This window comes from Streptomyces sp. NPDC029139, assembly GCF_055564335.1.
Genome location: NZ_JBVHWN010000016.1, coordinates 18156 through 40465, shown reverse-complemented (window position 1 = coordinate 40465; position 22310 = coordinate 18156). Strand labels below are relative to the sequence as shown.

Annotated in this window: 13 protein-coding genes; 4 read left to right on the top strand and 9 right to left on the bottom strand. The window is 73.5% G+C overall.

The features are described from left to right. Positions 1-39: 39 nt before the first annotated feature. A complete protein-coding gene (locus ACZ4VW_RS28110; protein WP_467967148.1) occupies positions 40-1509 on the bottom strand; it encodes an oxygenase MpaB family protein in 1470 nt (489 codons plus the stop codon). Continuing rightward, on the bottom strand, positions 1506-2246 hold the full coding sequence (gene uppS, locus ACZ4VW_RS28105; protein ID WP_467967365.1) for a polyprenyl diphosphate synthase: 741 nt from the start codon (positions 2244-2246) through the stop codon (positions 1506-1508). The genes ACZ4VW_RS28110 and uppS overlap by 4 nt, the downstream gene beginning before the upstream one ends. A gap of 489 nt (positions 2247-2735) precedes the next feature. Between uppS and ACZ4VW_RS28100 the strand changes: the two genes are divergently transcribed. The 3 genes from ACZ4VW_RS28100 (at position 2736) to ACZ4VW_RS28090 (ending at position 5357) form a co-directional block, all read left to right on the top strand. Then, on the top strand, positions 2736-3254 hold the full coding sequence (locus ACZ4VW_RS28100; RefSeq protein WP_467967146.1) for an SRPBCC family protein: 519 nt from the start codon (positions 2736-2738) through the stop codon (positions 3252-3254). A 202-nt stretch (positions 3255-3456) separates the two neighbouring features. After that, positions 3457-3660, top strand: coding sequence for a hypothetical protein (locus ACZ4VW_RS28095; protein ID WP_467967144.1), 204 nt, complete (start codon positions 3457-3459; stop codon positions 3658-3660). Positions 3661-3854: 194 nt separating this feature from the next. Further along, positions 3855-5357: a hypothetical protein gene (locus ACZ4VW_RS28090; protein ID WP_467967142.1), complete on the top strand. Its 1503-nt coding sequence runs from the start codon at positions 3855-3857 to the stop codon at positions 5355-5357. A 301-nt stretch (positions 5358-5658) separates the two neighbouring features. On the opposite strand, the gene ACZ4VW_RS28085 is transcribed toward ACZ4VW_RS28090, so the two are convergent. From ACZ4VW_RS28085 to ACZ4VW_RS28055, 7 genes are all read right to left on the bottom strand, one after another. Then, positions 5659-7485 (bottom strand): hypothetical protein, encoded by a 1827-nt coding sequence (locus tag ACZ4VW_RS28085; protein ID WP_467967140.1) that lies wholly within the window; start codon positions 7483-7485, stop codon positions 5659-5661. Next, complete coding sequence (locus tag ACZ4VW_RS28080; protein WP_467967138.1) at positions 7482-11396, bottom strand: vWA domain-containing protein; 3915 nt, start codon at positions 11394-11396, stop codon at positions 7482-7484. The genes ACZ4VW_RS28085 and ACZ4VW_RS28080 overlap by 4 nt, the downstream gene beginning before the upstream one ends. 3 nt (positions 11397-11399) lie before the next feature. After that, a complete protein-coding gene (locus ACZ4VW_RS28075; RefSeq protein ID WP_467967136.1) occupies positions 11400-12620 on the bottom strand; it encodes an ATP-binding protein in 1221 nt (406 codons plus the stop codon). Continuing rightward, positions 12617-17812 carry a hypothetical protein gene (locus ACZ4VW_RS28070; RefSeq protein ID WP_467967134.1) on the bottom strand — a complete coding sequence of 1732 codons (5196 nt, stop codon included), beginning with the start codon at positions 17810-17812 and terminating at the stop codon, positions 12617-12619. The genes ACZ4VW_RS28075 and ACZ4VW_RS28070 overlap by 4 nt, the downstream gene beginning before the upstream one ends. Further along, positions 17809-18669 (bottom strand): DUF4132 domain-containing protein, encoded by an 861-nt coding sequence (locus ACZ4VW_RS28065; RefSeq protein WP_467967132.1) that lies wholly within the window; start codon positions 18667-18669, stop codon positions 17809-17811. Before ACZ4VW_RS28065 ends, ACZ4VW_RS28070 begins: the two co-directional genes overlap by 4 nt. A 323-nt stretch (positions 18670-18992) precedes the next feature. Beyond that, positions 18993-20453 carry a serine/threonine-protein kinase gene (locus ACZ4VW_RS28060; protein WP_467967130.1) on the bottom strand — a complete coding sequence of 487 codons (1461 nt, stop codon included), beginning with the start codon at positions 20451-20453 and terminating at the stop codon, positions 18993-18995. Positions 20454-20908: 455 nt separating this feature from the next. Beyond that, on the bottom strand, positions 20909-21265 hold the full coding sequence (locus tag ACZ4VW_RS28055; protein ID WP_467967128.1) for a phage holin family protein: 357 nt from the start codon (positions 21263-21265) through the stop codon (positions 20909-20911). A gap of 733 nt (positions 21266-21998) precedes the next feature. On the opposite strand from ACZ4VW_RS28055, the gene ACZ4VW_RS28050 reads away from it, so the two are divergent. Next, positions 21999-22169 (top strand): hydrophobic protein, encoded by a 171-nt coding sequence (locus tag ACZ4VW_RS28050; RefSeq protein ID WP_467967126.1) that lies wholly within the window; start codon positions 21999-22001, stop codon positions 22167-22169. Positions 22170-22310 lie beyond the last annotated feature (141 nt).

The following is a 22310-nucleotide window of genomic DNA, read 5'->3' as shown; positions in this document are numbered from 1 at the left end:
TGACGGCGCGCCGCGCATGCCCTGAGGCTCGCCGCTCCGTCAGGCGTCGGCGAGGAGGGGGTCGTACGGGGTGCTTGTGCGGCGGCCCGACATGAAGGAGAGGAAGTCGCCCACGAAGGCGCTCCGGCGGTAGGCGCCGTCGGTGGCGGCGAGGTCGCGGTGGAAGGCGGTGCGGAACAGGGTCCGGTACTCGTCGGCGTCGATGGTCCCGCTGCCGTCCTTGTCGGTGGCGTCGAAGAGGACTTCGGCGACGCGGATGAGCGCCGGTCCGGCGAGGGAGGGGACGGCGGCGGCGTACTCCTCCGCGCTGACGCGGCCGTCGCCGTCGGTGTCGAGGGCGGCCTGGAGTTCGCGCCACCAGGCGGCGAAGGCGTCGTAGAGGCGGGTCTCCTCGGGTTCGTCCAGGTCGAGGCGGGTGGAGAGTTCGCGGGCCATGGCAGCGAGGTCCGGCCAGGTGAGGTGGCCGTCGCCGGTCTGGTCCAGCACCTTGCGGAAGAATTCCTCAGCCGAGCGTCGCCCCTCCGCCGTGCCTGCCGTAGGCGCCGGGTCCGGGTCCGGGTCGGGGTCGCCGGCCAGCGGTGTGATGAGGCGGAGCAGGGCCGTCGCCCGCTTCATGCGGGCGTGCAGGGCGTTCACGGTCCGGGCGCGGGGATCGTCGCTGCCGGGGGAGAGCGAGAGGAGTTCGATGATGCTCTCGGCGTTGATCCAGCCTTCGGGCAGGAAACGGGCGAGCCCGGCTGCGCGGTAGGCGCCTTGCATGAGGGTCGGGGCGCCGGGCATCTCCGGCAGGCCGGCCCGACGCCGGTACGGTTCGGGGAGCGAGGCGACGGTGATCGCGCCCAGGAGCGGTCCGACGACGGCCCGGCCGGCCGCCCACAGCGTCGGCGCGCCCTCCAGCAGCGCCGGCGCGGGCAGGTGGTCGAAGAGCCGGTAGAGGATGATGCGAGCCGCCTCGGTGTTCTCCAACTCGTCCTCGACGACCCGGTCGAAGTACCGCCAGAAGTCGTGGAGGTCCTCGGGGAGTTCTGCGGCGTCGCCGTCGAGCGCGGCGAGGAACCCGCGGTACTCGGCGTACATCCGCTCCATCGTGTCCTGGTCGAGCGGCTGGCCGCTCAGCCGGCACATCGTGACGGCGCTCTCGAAGAGGGTGGCGACCACCCAGGCGCGGGTCGCGCTGTCCATCGCGTCGTAGCGCCGTCCGCGGGAGTCGGAACCGCTCATCCGGGCGTGCAGCCGGTTGAGCCGGGCCGCCTCCCGTTCGCGGACCGCCACGTCGGTGCCGAACATACGCCGCATGCTGAGGAAGGTGTTGCGCAGTCGGCGCCAGGGGTGGATGACGAAGGTGGAGTTGTCGGCGAGGGCGGCGCCGATCTGCGGGTGAGCCGCCTCCAGCACGGTGGCGCGGATGATGGCCAGCGCCCAGCGCGGGTCGTCGAAGAAGGCACGGAACTGCGCCTCCTGGCCGAACAGGGGGGCCTGATCGGCCGTTCCCGTGGTTCCGGTCGTCATGATGGGTCTCCGTTCGTCCGGGGCGGCACGCCGCCGAAGCGGCGGTCGCGGCGCCGGTAGGTGTGCAGGCAGGCGAGGAAGTCGGGGGCTCGGAAGTCCGGCCACAGCACCTCGGGGAAGACCCACTCGGCATAGGCGACCTGCCAGAGCATGAAGTTGGAGATGCGCTGCTCGCCGGAGGTACGGATGACCAGATCCACGTCGGGCGTGTCCGGGAACGGCAGGTGGTCCGCGAACAGCCGCTCGGTCACCTCGTCGGCGGGCGTCCCGCTGCGGATCAGCGACCTCGCGGCCTCGACGATGTCCCGGCGCCCGCCGTGGTCGAAGGCGACGGTCAGCGTCATCCCCCGGTTCTCGGCGGTCAGCGTCGCCAGGTCGTCGAAGTCCTGGGCCAGTTCCCGGGGGATGCGCGGATCGGTGACCCCGAGGAAGCGGCAGCGGATGCCGCGGGCGAGCAACAGCGGCGCGTGCTTGCGCACGACCTGGCGGACCAGGCGCATCAGGTAGTCGACCTCGCTGCCCGGCCGGTTCCAGTTCTCGGTGGAGAAGGCGTACAGGCTCAGCCACTCGACGCCGGCGCCGCGGGCCGCCTCGATGATGTCGATGACGGTGGTCTCCGCAGCCCGGTGGCCCGCCGTGCGGGGAAGCGAACGCCGCTGCGCCCAGCGACCGTTGCCGTCCATGACGCACGCCACATGCCGCGGCACCGCACGCGCCGCCCCGTCGTCCCGCCGCAGCTCACCGGGCCGCCGTTCCCGGCCCGGTCCGTCGTCCCGCCGCTGCCCGCCGGGCCCGTCGCCGCGCTGTCGCCCGCCCGGCTGGTCCTCCGTCGCCGCGCGTGCCCGAGGGACGTCGTGGTCCGTCACGCCGGGTCCCGTTCCGTCCGGATCGGCACGACCGGCCGTACCGCGCTCGGTCAGGCCCACTCCGTCTCCCGCCCCCGCCACGCCCCACCGGCGCGTTGCCTCCGGGAAGTCTGGCAGCGGGAAAGGGCTGTGACCGGCCGATCGGGTGGTCATCACCCTTGGTACGTGCGTCCGTAAGCCCTCGTGCAGGGCCGCTCACGGGAGCGTCCACGACCGACCGGACGACCGCAGCTGGGCGAGGAGTGAACGAGGCGAACGCGGCCGTGATTCAGGCCGGGCGAGACCGCGGCCAGAGGGTTACCCGCCGGTAGTAATGGCGTCGATCGAGCGGTAGCGTGGGAGGCCGAAGATCGGAGTGCCATGCCTCGTACGTTCAGCGTGTCCGACACCATCCACATCGCCGTCGACCCGGCCACCGTCTATCAGCACGTCTCCGACCCGGTGCTCATGGGCGGCTGGAGCCCGGAGAACCTGGGCGCGACCGTGCGCGGCGGGCGGGAAGCGGCGCATGTCGGTATGGTCTTCGACGGCCACAACAAACGGGGCCCCTTTCGCTGGACCACCCGATGCACCGTGTCCGCAGCGGAGGAGGGCCGGATCTTCCGGTTCAAGGTCCACGCCATCGGACTCAGGCAGCCGCGTCTGAGAGGACCCATCGCAACGTGGGAGTACCGGTTCGAGCCGGTCGACGACGGCACGCGGGTGACGGAGACATGGACCGACGACCGGCGCGCCTGGCCCGACTCCGTGGCAGGCGCCTTCGACCGTGTGGTGACGCGTGGGCACACCTTCGCCGACTTCCAGCGCAGGAACATCCGTATCACCCTGCGCAATCTCAAGACAGTGCTCGAAGCGCACGGAAGCACGGGCGCGGACTAGAGCCTGTCGTTCGGACCTTGCCGGGGTCGCGGGGCCACTGACCAGATCCGGCCTGATCCGAACGACAGGCCATAGTTGGCGAAGCGCCCTTGGGATCGATGATCTCCAGGTTGGTGCCGTCCGGGTCGTTCAAGTACGCGACCTTGGTGATGCTGGAGCCGGGCGGTTCGCCTTGCCATCGGTGCGCCCGCCCACCGTGTCCATGAACTGGATCAGGTCGATGCCGAGCCCGTCGATGTTGATCGTCGCGTACCGCAGCTTCGCGACCGGCCGCCCCTGTGAACGGCCGGACGGCCCGCTGCTCAAGGTGCCCTCGGCGACGGACTCCTGCCCGGTCAGGGCCGAGCAGAACGCGATGGAGGCGTCGAGGATGAATACCGAGATCCGACGTGGGCGCCTCGCGTGAGGTGCATCGGCGTGTCGACGACAGGCATGAAGCGAGTCCTCTCGTGCGGTGAAACTCGAATGCCGTGAAAGAGGCACAGTCGCGCCAATTCTCCTGAACCTCCCGGTTCGTGCATCCCCTCACACCGGACCCCGGCTCGCCGGTACCCGTGCACCCGCGGGAACCTCCTCCCCGGGCCCCGCGTCGTACCGGGCATGATCGAATCCATGGACGGCGAGGGCATCTACGACCCGTCCGAGACCACCCCCGAGCTGCAGGCGCTGATCGGCGCCTGGCAGGACATACAGGACGACGTCCGGGCGCAGGGGAACCCGGAGTACGACGAGACCGTCCTCGACTGCGTACGGCGACTGGTCGCCGACCCCGCAGGGGACCGTGCCCCGCTGTGGGTGCTCGGCCTCGCGATGACGCTCCCGTACGCCGACCGCAGGCCGGAGCGGGTGTCCGGCGCCGTGCACGACGCGCTCGACCGGGCGGACCGTGCGCTCAAGAACCGCCCGTGCACACACGCCGAGCACCCGTACCAGGACGGCCTCGACGACCCGCCGCGCTATCTGAAGGACGTCGCCCGCCCCCTGGCGCACGGTGACACGGACTTCTCCGCGATCGGCTGGACCGGCGAGCAGTGGGCCTGCCCGCGCAACATCGCAGGGCTCGCACGCGTGGGCATGGACCGGCTGGAGCCCGGCTCCGCCGCCGACGTGCCGGCACGCCTCTCCGAGGACGCCCAGGCCACGCTCGACAGGCTCACCTCCGTCCTGGAGGGATACGGGTTCGACGCCTACAACGAGATCGCCGACGCCGGTTCGGAACTCCGCTTCGTGACAAGTGACGGGGACCGGGCGGGCGGCGTGCTGGTCGCGACGGCGGCGTCCTGGTACGCGCTGTCCGGGGTCGTGCGCGAGCGATGGGTCCTCGACGACCTGATCGAGACCTTGGAGGAGGTCCCCCTCGATGCCCTCGACCACCCCTGCGCGCACGGCGACGAGGGGCACCCCGGGCTGCCCGGCTTCCTCGACGACGACGACGACGACGAACCGGACCGCCCCGCCATCGCCGACGACACCCTCACCCTGGGTGTGCACCTGGGCGACGACGGCGGCCGCGCCCTCCTGGAACTGGCCGGGATCGACCTCTCACTCTGGCTGTGCCCCCGGTTCACCGCCGCCACCGCCCGCGAAACCCTCAGCGAACTGCGCGCGGGCCGCGAGGAGTTGTTCGGGCACCGGGAGACAGGGCACCTCGACGCGGAGTTCCTGCGCGCCGACGGGACCCTCGCCATCGAGCCTTTCACCGCGCTGTTCGACGGGCGCGACGAGTCGGCCCGCGAGCTCCAGGGCATCTGGGCCGCCCGGCGGCACGCGCTCGCCGCGGACGACCGCGAGCGGACCGTACTCCTCCTGACCGCCGTCACAGCCCTGCGCATCACGCATCCCGGCCCGGCCATCGCCCTGGCCCGCGACATCCGGACGCTGCTGCGCACCGTCGCCGCGACCCCGCACCCCGACACCTGCGCCCACGACGACCACCCCGACCTCGAACGACTCGACGGCGCGGTCCTACGACACCTCCACGCCCCGGAGACCGTCCCGGCGCCGCGCCCCGACGCGGAGGCGTTCGGCTGCCCGGCCCACCTGGCCGCACTCGCCGCAGCAGGCGTGCGCGACGTGGACGGATGGTGCGGCGAGGAGGACTAGGGCGTGATCCGAGAGACACGACCTGGGCCGGGCGGCCCGCCGACCGTCACCAATGACGACAGATGGGGGCCATCGCTCCTGGAATAGCGCCCCATACGAGAAACGGTGAAGAAGACCAACCGAGCCGTGCGGTGGCGCCCCGCGGGCACCGCCCTCTACCTCGTCGCCGGACTCGTGATGGCCCACCGGCATCGTGGCCTTCCCCGTCAGCTCTGCCGAGGAGCCCGACACCAGCCCCTCCGGGGCGTCCGCCCCCTGCCCCTCGAGCGCGACGGCCCTTCCGAGTCGTACACCGCCTCCATCAGCGAGCCCAGGGTTCCAGGACGGAGGACGCTTCGGGCGGGTGCTCGAGGCTCGGTTGCCAGGCTGCCGCGCACAGGGACTCTGCCACGGCGGCTGTGTATCGGGCGGCGGTGAGCCAGTGGGTGGCGAAGCCGTCGGTGTCGGCGGGGAGGAGGCGGCCGAAGTGGTCGCGATCGCGCTGGGCAGCCGAAGCGCACAGGGCGGTGAGGAGGCCGGCGGCCGTGGGGAGGCCCGCGCGGCGAAGGCGGCGGGCTTCGGCGGTGACGTCGCCGAGCATGCCGAGGGCGGCGCGGCCCGCCGGGACCGTCTGCTCGACCCGGCGTTCCAGGAGGTACAGCGGCGAGTGCGTGCCCGACCCACCGGTCTGTGGCGGGGCGGGGTGCACGGGGGCGACCGGGTCCGGGAGGTCGGCACGGCGCAGGCGGTCGAGGCCGAGGTCGATCGTGCCGTCGGATGTGGGGTGCGAGCAGGCGAGGAGGATGAGCCGGGGGTGGAGGGCGGGCACCAGGCGGCCGATGATCCTCAGCCGTGTTCCCGGCGCCGTGGCCAGCAGCATCAGGTTGTCGCGGTGAGCCAGCGCGGGGTCGTCGTCGGCGACGGTGAGCCGGACGCGGATGCCTCCGTCGCACAGCGCGAGCAGGCAGGTGCCTCCCGACTCCCGTGCAGCTCCAAGCAGTTCGACGTCCAGGAAAAGCAGATCGCTGCCGCCGCCCACCGGGTCCGCGAAGCGGGAGGTGACCCGCAGGGCACGGGCGGCCTGTTCGGACGGCGGCGTCCCCCACAGTGCGGCGAGCGGCGGCTCCGTCCACGCCGCGCCCAGGGCGGTGACGGCCTTGACGCCCTTCCCGGCGCCCAGTCTGCCGTCCGGCGAGACCGTCGCCCCCGAGACCGCCAGGCCGGCCCGGCCAAGCTCCCGGTGCGTGAGCGCGCTGTCGCCCAGGCGCACGGCCCGGTCGGCCACGCCCAGGGCGCGCCCGACGCCGCCGGGTGCCACGTCGCCGACCGTGAAGAGCCGGCCGTCGGGTCCGGCGACCCACGTGCGGACGCCGCCGTGCCCCGAGTCGGTCACCACGGGCTCGGTGAAGAGGCCGTACAGACGCAGCGAGCCGTCCGGGCTGTACGGGCGGCGCGCGCGGCCTTTGACGGCTTCCAGCTCCGCCCCGGACGCCGTTCGCACCCGGTGGGCGGTGCCGAGGAGTTCAGCCAGGGCCGTGACGAGGTCGGCGGTGCGGTAGGACGGGTCCCCGGCGCGGGCCGCGCGCAGCAGCGTGACGACGGACAGCGCGGCGCCCGCGGCGCGTGGCAGGTGCCGCAGCCGGGCGGTGTGGGCGGCGCGGAGGAGGGCCGACTGGGTGACGGCTCCGGCCCCGTCGACGCCGGCCTCCAGCACGGCGGCACCCGCCGACCACAGGGCGTCGGCCGCGGCACGCTGCTCCGGGCTCGCCACCTCGGGCGAGGAGGCGCTGTCCGGGGCGGTGTCCGGAGGGGCGGCGAGGTCGGGGGCCGTGGGCTGGTCGGCAGGCTCCGGCGCCGGGTCCGCCGTGGGGGCGGCGCAGGCGGCGGCCGCGCGGTGCACGCATGCCGGGGCGAGCAGGCAGCCGCAGGTGATGGCGTCCGCCGTCGCCACCACGCCGCCCGGGGCGTACAGGCGCAAGGCGGTCTCGTCGTCGACCGCGATCGTCACCGTGTCCCCGTCGCGGTGCGTCGGGCGAGCGCCGAGTTTGGTGACGGCCGCGTCCAGCCGTTTGCGCAGCCGGGGGGAGAGGTCCTCCACCAGCGTGGCCGTGACCTCCGGCGCGACGGGTGGCAACTGGGCGGCGGTCATGCGGTCTTCTCCCCTATCCAGCGGGCCAGTTCTAGTGGACTGAGGGCCGCCACGGGCATGCCGGCGGCCACGAGCTGCCCGGCGACGCCCGTCGAATAGCGGGGCCGGCCGGCGTCGTCGAGGCTCGCGCATCCGAGGACGTGGCAGCCGGTGGTCACAAGGGCCCGCACTTCGGCCAGCAGTCCGCCGAGCGGAGCACCCTCCTCGAAGTCGCTGATGACGACGACGAGGGTGCGGGTGGGCACCGTGATCAGGCTGCGGGCGTGCCGCAGCCCGGCGGCGATGTGCGTACCTCCGCCCACGCTCACCTCCAGGAGGAGGGAGAGGGGATCGTGCACATGGTCGGTGAGGTCGACGACCTCCGTGGAGAAGGCCAGGAAATGGGTGCTGAGGGTCGGCACCCCGGCGAGCACGGAGGCGGTCAGCGCGGACCAGATCGTGGACGCCTCCATGGACCCGGAGACGTCGGTGACCAGGATCAGGCGCCAGTCGGCCGACCGGCGGGCGCGACTGCGGAACACCGGCTTCTCGGGGATCACCTGGACCGTGCCGTCGGCCGTCCGGCGGGCGGTGGCCAGGTTGGCGCGCAGGGTACGCGGCAGGTCCAGCCGGGCGCCGGGGCGGCGGGTGGGCCGGGCCAGCATGGTCCCTGTGAGGGCGGGCCTCAGACGGGTGGCGAGCTGCCGGGTCAGATCGTCGACCAGGCGGCGGACCAGGGGCCGCAGCGCGGCGAGGCGGGCCTCGGGGAGGCCGCCGGCGTACCGCAGGACCGTCCGGAGCAGTTCCACGGAGGGGGTGGCGGCCGCCGGGTCGAGTTCGGCGAGTACGTCCTGCCGGCCGGTCACGGCCGCGGCGGCGAGGACCTCCTCGCGGATGCCGGGGCCGAACAGCGCCGCCAGTTCCTCGGACCACTCGCGGACGCCGGGGAACGACGGTTCCCGGCCGCCGCGCGGTCCGGAACCGTCACCGTGACCGGGCAGGCCGCCGCGGGACCCCTCGCCCCGTCCGGTGCCATAGAGCTCGTCCAGGGCGGTCGCCAGGCGGGCGGTCCCGGACGGCAGTTGGTCGGGACGCCGGCCGAGCACGAGCCGCCACCGGTCGGCGGGCGCGAGGATCCGCGCGGAACCGGCATCGGTGGAGGGCGTGGTGGCGGTGGGGCGCGTTGCGGCGGGGTGGCCGGACGGTGGGGGGAACCAGTCGTCGTGCGCGGGCGGTGGGACGGGCAGGCCGAGGCCGGACAGGAGCTCGCGGGCCGCGAGGTCGGCGGCCGTTCGCCGGGCCAGCTCGGCCGGGTCGTCCGCGCCGAGGGTGTCCACCCGTTCGCCCAGACGCTCCTCCACGGTGTCCAGCAGTCGCTCCCGGGCGGCCGGGCTCAGGGTGTCGAAGCCACCGCGCAGGGCCGGAAGCCGGGCCAGGAACGCCGTGTCGTCCAGCTCGACGACGCGGTGCAGCAACGGGTCCAGGGCGCCGACGCCGACAGTCAGGAGCGGGCCCGCCACCGTCAGGACGCCGGTGAGGCGGGCGGTGAGCGCGGCCCGGGAGGCGCTGTCCACGGCTCCGTCCACCCAGGAGGCGACGCGCACCCCGAAAGCCTCGGCTTCTTCATGGCCCGTGAGCACCCTGACCGCTCCGGCGGCCGCGGCGATCAGCGGCGTACCGTCGGCGGCGAGGCGAGCGAGGGCGTCGGAGAGCCGAATGCCGCCCACCCGGTCGGCGCGCTGTGACAGTTCGAGCAGCGCCCGGGCGTCCTCGGGCTCCTCGGAGCCGGTCAGGCCGTCGACCTGGCGGACCGCGGCCGAGGTCAGGAGTTCGGCCGCGCGCGCGGTGCGGGCGGCACGGGCGGAGACGCCGCCGGTGGCATCCGGGGTTTCGGAGGCCGACGGGTCGTCGGGCCCGGCAAGGCCCGGCAAGTGGCCGGCGTCGATGCGGTCCAGCAGGTCGAGCCCGGCAAGAAGTTCGGGAAGGGTGCCGCTCGCGGGAAGCACGGCCGCCAGCTCCGTCAGCCGTTCGTCGGCCAGGGAGGGGAGTCCGCACTCGGCGGCCTCCGCGAGGCCCCGGACGACCTGGGCGGCCGTCGGGCCGCCCTCCCCGTGCTCGGCCGCGAATCGCTGCCTGAGCACGCCCTCGGCCGCCTGGGCCGGGGTGACGCCACGGGCGCCGGCCGCCGTGAGCATCGCGGCCGTGGCCGGGGTCCACCGCACCTGCCAGCGCGTGGTGAGTCCTTCCGTGCCCGCGGCGCCGGTCACCTGCTGTTCCTGCGCGTAAGGGATGCCGCACACCGTCAGCCTCCGCAGCAGCAGTTCGCGGCGCCGGTCCAGGGCGGAACGCGCCGGGTCGAGCCGCAGGTCGCGTGGTGCTTCCTCGTACGCGTCCTCAGGACCGGGGAGCGAGAGCGCCGCGGTCTCGGCCTCCACGGCGGGGCCAAGGCCGCTGCGCGGAGCGGCGGGCGCGGGCCGCCCCGTACGCCCTCCGACGAGTACGCGTTCGAGGGCCCGGGCGACGGCGCGGCCCGTGCCGTAGGTCTCGCCGCGCCCCATCACCGTCTGTACGGCTTCCAGCAGTTCACCGCGGCCGGGCGCGGGCAGGTCGCGCAGGCGGGCCAGGTCGCCTGCCACCCGGACGACCTCCCGGCCCTCCGCGGGGCCGTAGGGGTGGCCCTGTTCGCGCAAGGCGGCGCAGACGCGGACCACGGTGCGGATCAGTGCCTCGTGCAGCGCGGCCGGGTCTCCGGCGGCGTCCAGGACGGTGTGCTGCCACTCCGGGTCCCGGATGCCGGCCGGATAGCCGGACCGGGAGTCGAGCAGGGGGTACGCGTACGGAACCAGGGAGACGGTGCACGCGGGCGCTGCCCCGGCAGCGCCGTCCCTGTCACCGTCCGTTTCCGGCAGGACCGGCGCGTTCGACGCCGCAGCCAGGTCCGGTACGGAGTCCCCGTCGGCCCCGGCGGCGGCGGTCAGCAGCGCCGGAGTGTGGAAGGCTCCCACCACCACGGCGGGACGCCGCCCGTTGGACAGGGCCTCGGCGACATGTCCGCGCATGCACGCCTCGCGCGCCAGGTCCGCGCCCTGCACCCGGCCCTGCGCCTCGGCCTCGTACCGCAGCGCCCAGCCGGTGAGCAGGGCGGCACGGCGGAGTGCCTCGGGTGTCGAACCGGGCGCGGGGGCCTCCACCAGCCGGTCCCACAGGTCGTCGCCTTCCCGGCCGGTGAGCCGGGACCGGAGTGCGGCGGACAGCCCGTACCCCTTCCCCGGTACGGGTGCGGAGTCGGCGCCCGGGGCAGGGGCGGGGGCGGGGGCCGGAGCGTCCGGCCCGCCCCGCGCCCACGCCCGGTCGGCCATGGGCAGATCGCAGGCCACGGCAGGGACCCCGTTTCGCGCCGCCCAGCGCAGAGCGACGAGTTCCGGCGAGAAGTCCGCGAACGGGTAGAAGGCCGGCCCACGTTCGCCTGCCGCACCGTGCCCGGGTCCGTCGGCGGGCACGGCTGCCAGGGCCACCGGGGCCTCGGTCTCCTCATGGGCGAGCCAGCCCAGCCAGGGCTGGAACTCGGCGGGCAGCTCGACGAGGAGGACGTCGGGGGCCGCCGCGTCCAGCAGTGCCGGGAGGGCGGCTGCCAGCGAGGGTGCGTGGTGGCGCACGCCGATCAGGAACGGCGATCCGGGCCCGGTCGCCGCGAGGGCCGCCACGGCGGCTTCCGGGGTGACCGGCCCGTCCGCCGGAGCCTGCGCCGGTGCAGCGGCCGGCGCACCGGCGGTGGACGACACCTCGGCCGTGGGCAACGCCTCGGCCGTCGACGACGCGTCGGCGAGGGGCGACACCTCCGCACGGGGCGACACCTCCGCCGGGGGCGACACCTCGGCCGCGGGAATCGCTCCGGCGGTGGACCACGTCTTGGGGGTGGTCGGCTTGCTCATCGGTCAGTTCTCCAGCACCGCGCGCAGGTCCCACAGGGCACGCCACGTGGCCGACCCCTGCTCCGCGCGTCTGCGCACCGGTCCGTCCCAGTACCCCAGCAGCCGTGCCGCGTCGGCGGGGTCGTCCTTGCGGACGACGCCGAGCAGATGGCCGGGCAGCAGGGAGAGCACGTCCCGGTCGCCGGGGAAGTAGGCGGCGGCCAGGCCCAGCGATCCCGCGACGGAGACCGCCTCCGCCGTACTCATCACCGTGGAGGGACGCTCCACCTCCCAGCCCTCCACGGAGCGGCCCTCGCGCAGGTCCCGGAAGGCGGTGACAAGGGCTTCGAGGATCGCGTCGTCCACCTGGTAGGCGGCTCCCACGCGTTCGACGGCCGCCCGCGACTGCCGCCGTACGAGTGCGGTCTCGGCGTCCACGTCCCCGATGGGTCCGACGGTCTCGAAGTTGAAGCGGCGCTTCAGCGCGGCGGACATCTCCGAGACGCCCTTGTCCCGCAGGTTGGCGGTGGCGATGAGGGTGAAACCGGGAGCCGCGTGCACCTGCGCGCTCTCCCCGCCCGCGAGTTCGGGAACCGCGATCCGACGCTCGGAGAGCAGCGACACAAGGGCGTCCTGCACCTCCGGGAGGCAACGGGTGATCTCCTCGACGCGGGCGACGGCGCCCCGCGTCATGGCGGTGAGCACCGGGGAAGGCACCAGGGCCTGCTCAGAGGGCCCCTGCGCGAGCAGCAGCGCGTAGTTCCAGCCGTACTTGAGCTGGTCCTCGGTGGTGCCCGCGGTGCCCTGCACGGTGAGTGCGCTGGTCCCGCAGACAGCTGTCGCCAGCAGCTCGGACAGCATGGACTTGGCGGTGCCGGGTTCACCCACCAGGAGGAGTCCGCGCTCTCCGGCGAGGGTGACCACGCACCGTTCGACCAGGGCGCGTTCGCCGACGAACTTCTGCTCGATCACCAGGCGGCGCGGCACCCCAGGCCCCGGCCGGGCGCCCTTCGGCAGGCTCAGCGCCTCGCCCGCGCTGCCCGTCACGAACGTGACGACGGCGCGCGGCGTGAGCAGCCAGCCGGGCGGCCGGGGGCCGGAGTCGTGGGCGGCGAGGAAGGCCAGTTCGGTGGCGTACCGGTCCTCGGGCAGCGTGACCTGGCGGTGCTCCGGGCCGGGCTTGGTAGCCCGGTCCGTGGCGCCGCTCGTGTCGGCGTCCAGGGTGGTCGTGGTGTCGTTCGTCATCGGCGGCGGCCCTTCCGGGGTGCGCGGGTGTCCAGTTCTTCGAAGGCGGGGGCGTCGCCGCCGCGCACCCGTGCCCAGGCGGCTGCGTACAGCTCGGGCACGGGGATGTGGGGCAGGGTCCGGCTGGATCCTGCCACCGGGTACAGGCGTTCCTTCCAGGTCTCCAGCGGCAGACCGGGGGCGCTGCGCTCGAGCCAGCCGCAGGGGAGGAAGAGGCTGCGACCGGCGCGGGAGCGCTTCGCTTCCACGACGAGGTCGGTGGCGGCGAGTTCCGCCCGCGCCTTCTTGACGCGGACCGGCTTCCACTCCGTCCAGCGGACGCAGTTGCGGTCCGTCGGGTCGGGCAGGGCGAGCAGCATCAGGTAGAGGGCGGCGGCGTCCGCGCTCAGGCCGAGTGCGTCGGCGGCCTCGGCCACCAGGCCCGGAACCGTGTGCGTCGGGTCCTGGGCCGCACGGTGCGGGGAGCCGTCGGGGGTGCCCGCCGAGGCAAGCGCGTCGGTCTCCTCGCTCAGCAGTGCGCGCAGCGCGAGCAGATCACCGGCGCCGTGCGGGCCGACGGTGCCCTCGATGAGGCCGAACGCCGGGTCGTCGGGACCTGTCAGGCCTGCCGGACGGACCAGCAGTCTCTCGCCGTTCCCGTGACCGGGGGCGAGGAGCAGCGCCGTGCCTGCCCGGACCAGCCCGTCGGAGTCCGTGCCGCCGGACTCGGGGAGCCCGTGAGCGGCGCGGATGGCAGGGCCGATCGAGCTCCCCGATTCAGTCCAATCCAAGCCGAGTTCCAGCACCAGTCGCGGGTCGGCGAGACGGTCGCGCAGGGCTGCGAGCCCGACGGGAAGGTGCGCCCTCAGCGGATGTCCGTACGGCAGTGTGTAGGCGAGGGTGCGCAGGGCGGTCAGGGCCGAGGAGAGCGCACCGCGTCCCCCCACCCGGAGCAGCCCCGGGCGGCCGCTGCCGTCCCGGACCTCGGTCCCATGGGCGAGCCAGGTCCGGGAGCCCGTGTTGAGGATCAGGTCGACGGCGCTCAGAGTGGTACCCGCCAGGTCGAGTTCCAGCTCTTCCGGGACGCGGACCAGGGAGGCCAGGCGCTCCTGCCACACCTCGGCGGCGGCCCGGACGTCGGGGCCCGTGGACCATAGTTCGGCCGGGTCGACGGGCAGCAGCGCCCGGAGCAGGGTGTGCCGGTCGTCGCGGGGCAGCGCGTCCAGGCCGGCCTGTGCCGCCTCGAAGGCACGGGTCTTCGCCCCGAGCAGCGCGAGCGCCGCGGTGCCGGGCTCCGGGACGGCTGCCGACAGCAGGGCGGCGGACTGGAGGGGGCCGATTCCCGTGGTGGTGTGGAAAGCCTCGGTGGCTTCCGGCCGCCAGGGCGCCGGGCCCTGCTCCCGTACGAGTGAGGTGAGCCGGGTGAGCCGATCGCGGGCGATGCCCTGCCCATACACGTGCTCGCGGTCCAGGGTGAAGCCGGGAACGGGGCCGAAGGTGCCGGTCGGGTCGTGGTCCAGGGCGACCCAGCGTGCCGCGTCGTTGCGGTCGTTCCAGCCGCGGCTCGCGATGACCACGACGGTACGGTCGCCCCTGCGCAGCACCTGGCCGAGGCGGGGAACTGCCTCGTGGCGCCCCGCCCCCGATGTTCCGGTGCCCAACGGCTCGACGAGTTCGACCTGGCGGACCGTGCCCGCCGGGTCGGCCAGCGGGCCCGCAGCAAGGGTGTCCAGCAGTACGAGGAGCCCGGCGCGGTGCTCGGGAGAGGTGGTCTCCGAGGCGGCCCGATAGGCCAGTTGGGGCAACTTGTCCAGGAGAGAGGTCCACGTGAGGGAATCGCCGGGCACGGTGTACTCGTCCCGCTGCCAGCCGTCCACGGCAGTGAACGGAGCGTTGGACGGCGTGGGCGGGCCGAAGGCGGACTCGCCGCCGAAGACGTGATTGACGGCGAGAATCTGCCGGATCGTCGTCCACCGGCTCCCCGCCCCCCACCAGCCGCCATGGATCCGCTCGGAGGTCCAGGCGGTGGCGTCGCGCAGGGTCGTGTCGTCGGCGTGCTCCGGCTCGCGGTCGAAGAACATGCCCTGGGTGCGCGCGGCGTTCCTCGGAGTGGCTGGCTGGACGGGCTCCGGCGGTGCCAGGTAACGGATGGCTGCGGCAGCCCGCTCCACGGCGTTCCTGACGAGCGCCGTGACGCCGGCGAGCAGCCGGGCGTCGGACACCTCGGGCAGCACCCGGGCGACGGCCTCCTCGCTCATCGCCTGCGCCGAGGGCCCGGTGTACTTCTCGACGGCCCGGTACGCCGCCAGATGCCTGGCGACCGCGGCGGCGACCTCCTTGAACAGCTCTCCCGCCCGCGAGTCCTTCAGGTTACGCAGTGCGATGGAGCCCCGCTCGTCCCTCGGGCGCAGGGCGTGCCAGTAGGGGAGGGGAGGCACGTAGGGAGTGCCCGCCGCGTCGTTCCCGCCCGAAGAGTTCGGGGTGACGGACCACAGAGTGCCGCCGATGCCGCCCGTGTCCGCCGGGTGCGCTTCGACGGACCGGTGGTTCAGGGCCGCGAGCGGCCGGGATCCGCCGGGCAGGGCGAGGGCGCCGAGCGGGACCCGTGAGCCGCCGTCGGGCAGCGGGTGCGGCAGGGCGACCGTGCGGCCGTCGGGTGTACCGGCGACGATCCGGTGCCCGCCGGCGGGGGCGGCCGTGCCGGGTTCGGTGACCGTGCGGCGGACCCATCGGCCGACGACCGTGCCGTCCGTGCCGAACGGGGTGCTCTCCAGACCGGGCTGGAGGGGCAGCACCTGGCAGTGCTCGGCGAGCAGCAGGGCACCGTCCTGCACGCCGGCGCGCAGGAAGGCGGGGAGGGAGGCGCGGCCGTGGGTACCGGTGACCGGGTCGTACTCCAGCCACACCCGACGGGTGCCCTGGTGGCCTTCTCTCCAGAGTCCGGTGCCATCCGAGATGACGGCGCGCTGGGGCGGGAGGGAGGTGTCGCCCGCGTGCAGGGCCTTGCCGCCGGTGGCACGGCCGCCGCCGGGCAGTGGCAGGCAGACCTCGTCCGACGGTCCGGAGCCGCCCCAGCGGGGCACCTGCTCGCCGCCGACGGTGAACACCTCGGCGGGGCGGTGTGACCAGTAGCCGCGCTGCTTGCCGTCCTCCCACCACATGACCAGCAACTCGCCGTCGACGTAACGGAATGCGAACGTCGACCAGTGGTCGAGCGTGGCGGGCAAACGCAGGGTGTGCCGCAGCAGGACGCCCTGGGGGCCGACGACGACGGCCCGTTCGAGAGTGTTCAGGATGAGCGCGGGCCAGGCGCCGGTGACACCGACACCCTCCGACCGGTGATGCCGCTGACGCGTGGCGGAGGCCTCTGCGACCTCGGCCGCAAGCTCGGCGTAGGTCTCGTCGAGCGCGGGCCACCCCAGTTCGTCGAGGACGCCGGTGCGCAGTGTGGAGGCGAGCAGTGGCACGACGTCGTGGCCCTTGAGGAGTCGAACGGCCTCCGGGGCGACGTCCGCGACCACGGAGCGGAACGCCGAGAGCCTGTTCAGCGCGGTGCGCAGCCCGGGCAGTCCTCGCGCGCCGACGTACTCCTCGGCGCGCGCGGTGAGCCATTCCCGGAGGATCTCCGAGAGCACGTGGTGCGCCGCGAGCTTCGCCAGGCCGGATTCGTCCGTGCGCTGACCGCGGCGCTCGCCGAGGCCGCCGACGCTCTGGCTCAGAAGTGCGCGGAAGACCGGCCGCGCGGCGACGGCGGTGAGGTCCCTCGCGCCGGGCGCGGCGTCGGCGAGCCACGGCCCGACCTGGACGGCGAGCGGCTGCGCGGAGCCCTTGTCGTGCTCGTCCGGCTCGGCGACGGGGATGGCCGAGGCCAGACAGAGGTCAAGGAGGTCCAGGTCGGCGTTGCGCTGCCAGCGACCCTGGAACAGTTCGACAGGACACCCGTCGGCGCGCAGCCGGTCCGCCATCCTGGCGACCAGATCAAGGGTCTGCGGGCTGCGGCCCGGGGTGGCCCGGCTGCTTCGGCGGTGCGCCTCCCAGCGTGCGAGCCAGTCCGCCGGGGACACCGGTGCGGAAGCGGAGGGAGCGTGGCCGCAGGTGTCCACGACGGCGGTCAGCAGCTCTTCCGCGCCGCACTCCGCCAACAGCGCCAGCCACTCGGATTCACCGTCCGAGTCCTGGCCGCTCTCACTGAAATTCTCCGGGAAGAAGCCGAGGAGCCGGACCCGTACGGCCGCGTCCTGTCGGGCCAGGGCGACGAGCGCGGAGCGGTAGGCAGCCCAGAACGAGGCGGGGGCGCGGACGATCCCCGGAGATCCGATCAGATCGGCCACCAGCTCGCGTTCCGCACTCCCGCGGTCCAGCCCGGCGGCCTTGACCAGCGCGCGCACGTCCTGCGGCAGCGCCGCGTACGGCGGCACGCCGGCCGCGCAGCGCTCGACCAGCAGACGGCGGAACTGCGCCCAGGCTTCCGCCGGCTCGAGCCGGGCCGCCACATCGCGCACGTACTGCCGCAGGGCCTTGACGGTCAGCGCGCCGGCGAAGGCGAACTCCAGGAAGACGGCCCGCTGCCGGTCCTCGTCCACGGCCAGCCCGTGCACCCGCTCGGCCTCTCGGGCCTTGCCGAAGAAGGAGGCGGCATAAGTGGTGTTCTCGGCCCGGAGGAAGAGGCGCGCCACCTGCTCGTAGTACGTGGGGAGAAAGTGGGGCACGGCCCGGCCGAGCCGGGTGCCCAGTGCGTCGAATCCCTCCTTTGCCGCTCCGGCGCGGGTCCTGGCCTGCCGGCCCAGCCGTTCGATGTCCTTGACCAGGGCCAGTGCGTGGTGCCCGTTGGCCGGGTCGTTGACCAGGGCCCAGGCCGGGAAGCCCAGCGTCTCGCGACGCACCTGACCCACGACGGGGGCCTCGGCCGTCCGGGCCAGCCCGAGGAACTCCAGGGCCAGGTCCTCGGCTTCGCCGAGAGTGCCGGGCACGAGCCGGACCACGGGACGGTCCCCGAGTGCGGTGTGCGTGTACGCGCGGGCGGTCAGCGCGTCGGCGTCGTCGCGATCGATGGTTCCGGCCGGAAGAATCGCGCCCGCTTCCAGCAGGGCCGCCGCGCGGAACCCCCCGGCAGCGGAAGACCAGGGGTTGTTCTCGCCAGGGGCCTGGGCGGGGAGGAACGCCGCACCCGTGGCGGCCGTGTTCGTGGGGATGCTCGTCGTGGTGGTGCTCATGCCGCCCGCTCCTCGTCCTCAACGTCGCGGCCCGCGTAGAGCGCCGCTGCCATGCGCATGCCCTCGGACCACGCGACGGGGCCCACCTCGGCGGCCGTCAGCGCGCGCCCCGCGGGGTCGGTCCAGCCCAACGGGCCCGTCTCGGTGTCGTACTCGCCGTATCCGTCGTTCTCGCCGATCCACACGCGCGCCTCGACGGTCACGCCGTCCTCGACGACCGGACAGACCGCGTACCCGCCGCGCGACCGGTACCCGAGCTGGGTGACGCGGCCGTGCAGGAAGCGCAGTTCCTTGAACACGCCACCGGCGTACGTGTTCACGGAGGTGGTGTCCTGGGCGAGGCCCGGCGAACGCCGCCACACCTCGCGGAACAGCTGCTCGACGTTCTGACCCACCCCCAGCTCGACCGCGAAGTCCCGCAGGTCGTCCAGGTCGTCCAGGAGGACCGGATGGGGCACGCTGACCACGTCCGGGGTGATGCGGACCGTGTCACCGTCCAGGTCGACCAGGCCGAGCCCGCGGTCGGGGTCAACATCGCGCAGGAAGCCGGCGACGCCGCCGTCCGCGCCGGTGACCACCACGTCCCGCAGGGCCGCCTGCCACGCCGGGTCGGGCCAGACCTGGGCGAGTACGGCTGTGGGGACGGGCAGCGAACGCACCATCCACTGTTCGACGTCGGTCAGGCATTGGCGTTCGTGCCGCTCCAGCCACTCGGCCAACTGCCGGAGCCCGACGACCGCCGGGTCCTCCTTCAATGCGGCCGGGACGGATTTCAGCCGCCGGCCCTTCCCGTTGCGGCAGACCACCTTGCCCGCCTCCAGGGCGACTTCATAGTCCCCCGCCGTAACCCACCCCATGCGCTGTGCTCCCCGTTGTCCCGGACGGCCGCCGAACCGGCGGCACGCTGATGAAACCCGTCCGTGGCAACGCACCGTGACGAGTGAGGGAGACTCTAGGCGCCGCCAGTGACAATGGGTTCGGCCCCCTGCGCCGAGGGCGGTTTCGTTCGGATCGGAGTGGCTTGCAGCGCAGGCGGGCCGCAGTACCGACACCGAGGGCGAGCGGGGCCCGCTGTCCGGAGAATCGGTTCACACCGCCGCCGACCCGCCGACCCGCCGCCGCCCCTCGGTACTCCTCCTGGGCCGATCGGCTTGCCCCGCCCTTGTCGGCCGGTCAGTCGTCAGTAACTTTCCTTCTTCCTTGGCGGCTTGGCCTTCCCAGGTCGCGACTCGGGATCGACGTGGACGGGCCCCTGGACGGCCTCGCCCCGCGGGCCGTCGAACTCCTGCCAGCCGGCGCCAGTGCGATCCTCACGCTCGTCGGCCGCCGAACTCCGATCCGTGCCGGACTCCTTGGCCGTGAGGGCAGGCATCGTCCCCGAACGGGGGACGGCGGGTGTTGCCGCCGGCGAGGAGGACGGGTCCGGCTGTCCTGCCCGGTCCGACGAGGGCTCGGTCGTTCCATCCGCCCGGCCCGACGTGGATTCCGTCGTGGCCTGGCGCGGCCGGGAGGCCGCATCTTCATCCTCGGAGGGCAGACCACCGATCGAGCCGGTCAGCGTGGCTCCGAGCACGGCCAGTGCCGCCCCCGTAGCAAGGAGAACGCGGCCGGGACGGCGAAAGGCGGGGGCCGTGAAAAGATGTTCCGGGGCGGGGGACCCCTCGCCAGGTGTCGCCGCGAGCACCGGCCACACGCCCCTTGTTCGTGCCCCCGCGAACTCCGATCGCAGCGTGTCGTCTGCCGCGTTCCGGTGCTCACCTGCGTTCCGGACGTCCACCGATGGGCCGACCCCGCGGCGGGACGACGCCGAGTGCCCGCCCTCCATGGCGGCCAGTGCTTGATGGCAGGCGTGCGCGTCGGGCCGACGGGTCTCCTCCGGATCCGTCATGGCCTCCAACAGCTCTGCGAGATCCGCCGACAGGTCCGGAGGAATCGCCGGGGGCCGGTGCAGCCGCGCGATCGCTGCCTCCAACGGGGCACCCGCGTACTCCAACTCACCCTTCAGGGCCTCGAGGAGTACGAGTCCGAGGCTGTAGACGTCCGCGGCCGGCGCCGCTCCCTTCCCCAGCACCTGCTCCGGTGCCATGTACGCCGCGGTCCCCACGAGGGTTCCGGTGGCGGTGTGGGCGGTGGCGCCGAGCATCCGGGAGATGCCGAAGTCGGTCAGGTACGGGGTGCCCGTGCCGTCGAGAAGGATGTTCGACGGCTTGACGTCGCGGTGGACGACACCAGCCGCGTGCACGTGAGCCAGCGCCGACGCCAGCGCGGCCCCGATACGGCATGCCTCGGCGGAGGACAGGGGACCCGCTGTGATGCGCCTGCGCAGCGTCGTCCCCTTGATGAGCTGCATCACCAGGTAAGGCCGTCCGTCCTCGTGACCGGAGTCGTACACGGTCACCAGGCCCGGGTGTTGCAGGTGCGCCAGCAAGCGGCCCTCGCCGTCGAAGCGCTCCTCCGTCTGGGACTCGCCGCCCGGCCGGAAGACCTTCACCGCCACCGGCCGGTGCAGCCGCAGGTCCCACGCCTCGTACACGTCAGCCGCCCCACCGCGCCCCAACAGGTCGTCGAGCCGATAGCGGCCGGCGACCGCGTGGGCCGTGAGCCGGAGATCCGGTGGGGCCAGCAACGGGCGGACCTTCATCTGCGCTCCCTGTGTTCCGTCGTCGCCTTCCGCTGTCCGCCCGCCCCCGTACGTCCCTGCCGGGCAGGGAGTGCCGGCGTCCGATGCCTGGCCGTATGACCGCACGGTGCACGGCGGTCGACGCCGTACCGCCCTTCCGATGGCCGCCTGCCCGTGGGCGAGCTCGGAACTACGCGTGCCCCCTGAGCTCCGGGACATCCGTATGAAAGTCGGGAAATCCGGGGGGGGGAACTCCTGGACGCCACGGGCACGTACCCGGCATCATCTGCGCCTGGCAGGGCGCGGACGTGGAGGGCGGGAGCCGGCACTCTCCGCGCGCGTCAACTCCGTTAGATGAGCCACGACTTCGGAGCCCTCCTCCGGCTCAGCGGAAGGGAGCCTGTGAGGGGATACGGACCCGTCCCCGTCCCGGAGGTGACGGGGACGGCGGCGCGTCCGCCGGGACGACCCATCAGTCAGTGCGCCAACTCGTCGGCCACCTCCTTCACGGCGTCCAGCGAACCTGCCAGCGCCTCCCGTGACGCGGCTCGGGCCCGGCGCAATCTCTCGTACCCATACCCGGCGAACGCCACGGCCCCGATGCCGTACGCAGCCGCGAACGCCCCCGTCACCCGCGGCGCCGGCCACACCCGCTCCAGCGCCCGTACCGCCGACTCCTGAGCCGCCAGCAGGGCCAGCACACCGAGCACCCCGCCCGCACCCAGAGCCGCCGAGCCCCGGCGCCCCTCGGACACGGCAGCCACCAACTCCGCCTTCACCTGGTCGATATCCTCGCGGATCAACTCGATCACATCCTGTGACAGTGCTTGCATCCCTTCCCGGTACCCCCGGCGCGCCCGCGCAGACACGCGTCAGACCGACACGCGCGCACCACCGAGAGACGACAGCCTCGGTGCGGCTCCCGGGGATACGTCTGCCCGCCTCGATCTGCTTGACAGTCTCGCCGTTCACCCGACGAAGGCGAACCCACTCGCCGGGATCGACTCCAATGAGCGCACAGCGAGCGCTCGAGCCGGCAATCGGCCCCAACGCCGGACCGGGGCACCGGTATGACCGAAACCTCACAGCCACCCCGCCAGTCCCTCACCTGGCACCGACCGCACCCGCCGGTGCGCCTTCAGTCCCCACTCGCAGACGGCTGCGGCGGCCGCCGCGCCGACCGCCCGGCTGCCTGGCAGGCACCGGGGCGAGAAAGGCCCCGCAAGCTCTCCCAGTCCGACATCCTGCGCACCATCGGCGAGACGGGCTACGTTTCGTGCGGTGCGGTGCGGTGCGACCAGACGACCTACGTGGTCGCCGTCGACGGCGGACCGGTCGCACGACCCATCCGCTCCGAGGGCGGGGGAGCCGGCACCGGCTCCCTGCGGCGGTGCCTCATCCGGCCGGCAGCCAAGTCAGCCGGTATCTCGAAGGGCCCGCGGGAACTTGTGCCACAAGCCCAGCGTGGCACGCTCAAATTCCCACATAAGAAATCTATAAACGCACAGACTTTCGGTGCATGGTGGGATTCCGGCAGGGCAGACGAGCGCTCGGAGGTTGATAAACATGGTTCCCCTGCTTCTCGTTCTGCTTCTCGCGCTGATCCTGTTCGGCGCCGGCTTCGCTCTCGAGGCCCTGTGGTGGATCGCCGTCATCGTGCTGGTGGTCTGGCTCCTCGGCTTCGTGATCCGGCCAGCAGGCCATGGCGGCAACAAGGGCCGCTGGTACCGCTGGTAGACCAACTCCGCAAAGGGTGTGGGGTGGAACCGCAGACGTCTGCGGTTCCACCCCCCCCCCCCCCCCCCGCCCACGGAAAACAAACAAAAAAAACAAACCCCCCCACCATGGTTCTTCCCGCTCAAATTAATATCCTACACC

Excerpts from the sequence above, each read along its gene's own strand:
- ACZ4VW_RS28090 (WP_467967142.1), top strand. The coding sequence starts at position 3,855 with ATGATCGAATCCATGGACGGCGAGGGCATCTACGACCCGTCCGAGACC.
- ACZ4VW_RS28085 (WP_467967140.1), bottom strand. The coding sequence starts at position 7,485 with ATGACCGCCGCCCAGTTGCCACCCGTCGCGCCGGAGGTCACGGCCACG.
- ACZ4VW_RS28070 (WP_467967134.1), bottom strand. The coding sequence starts at position 17,812 with ATGAGCACCACCACGACGAGCATCCCCACGAACACGGCCGCCACGGGT.
- ACZ4VW_RS28080 (WP_467967138.1), bottom strand. The coding sequence starts at position 11,396 with ATGAGCAAGCCGACCACCCCCAAGACGTGGTCCACCGCCGGAGCGATT.
- ACZ4VW_RS28110 (WP_467967148.1), bottom strand. The coding sequence starts at position 1,509 with ATGACGACCGGAACCACGGGAACGGCCGATCAGGCCCCCCTGTTCGGC.
- ACZ4VW_RS28095 (WP_467967144.1), top strand. The coding sequence starts at position 3,457 with ATGAACTGGATCAGGTCGATGCCGAGCCCGTCGATGTTGATCGTCGCG.
- ACZ4VW_RS28100 (WP_467967146.1), top strand. The coding sequence starts at position 2,736 with ATGCCTCGTACGTTCAGCGTGTCCGACACCATCCACATCGCCGTCGAC.
- ACZ4VW_RS28075 (WP_467967136.1), bottom strand. The coding sequence starts at position 12,620 with ATGACGAACGACACCACGACCACCCTGGACGCCGACACGAGCGGCGCC.
- ACZ4VW_RS28050 (WP_467967126.1), top strand. The coding sequence starts at position 21,999 with ATGGTTCCCCTGCTTCTCGTTCTGCTTCTCGCGCTGATCCTGTTCGGC.
- ACZ4VW_RS28065 (WP_467967132.1), bottom strand. The coding sequence starts at position 18,669 with ATGGGGTGGGTTACGGCGGGGGACTATGAAGTCGCCCTGGAGGCGGGC.
- ACZ4VW_RS28060 (WP_467967130.1), bottom strand. The coding sequence starts at position 20,453 with ATGAAGGTCCGCCCGTTGCTGGCCCCACCGGATCTCCGGCTCACGGCC.
- ACZ4VW_RS28055 (WP_467967128.1), bottom strand. The coding sequence starts at position 21,265 with ATGCAAGCACTGTCACAGGATGTGATCGAGTTGATCCGCGAGGATATC.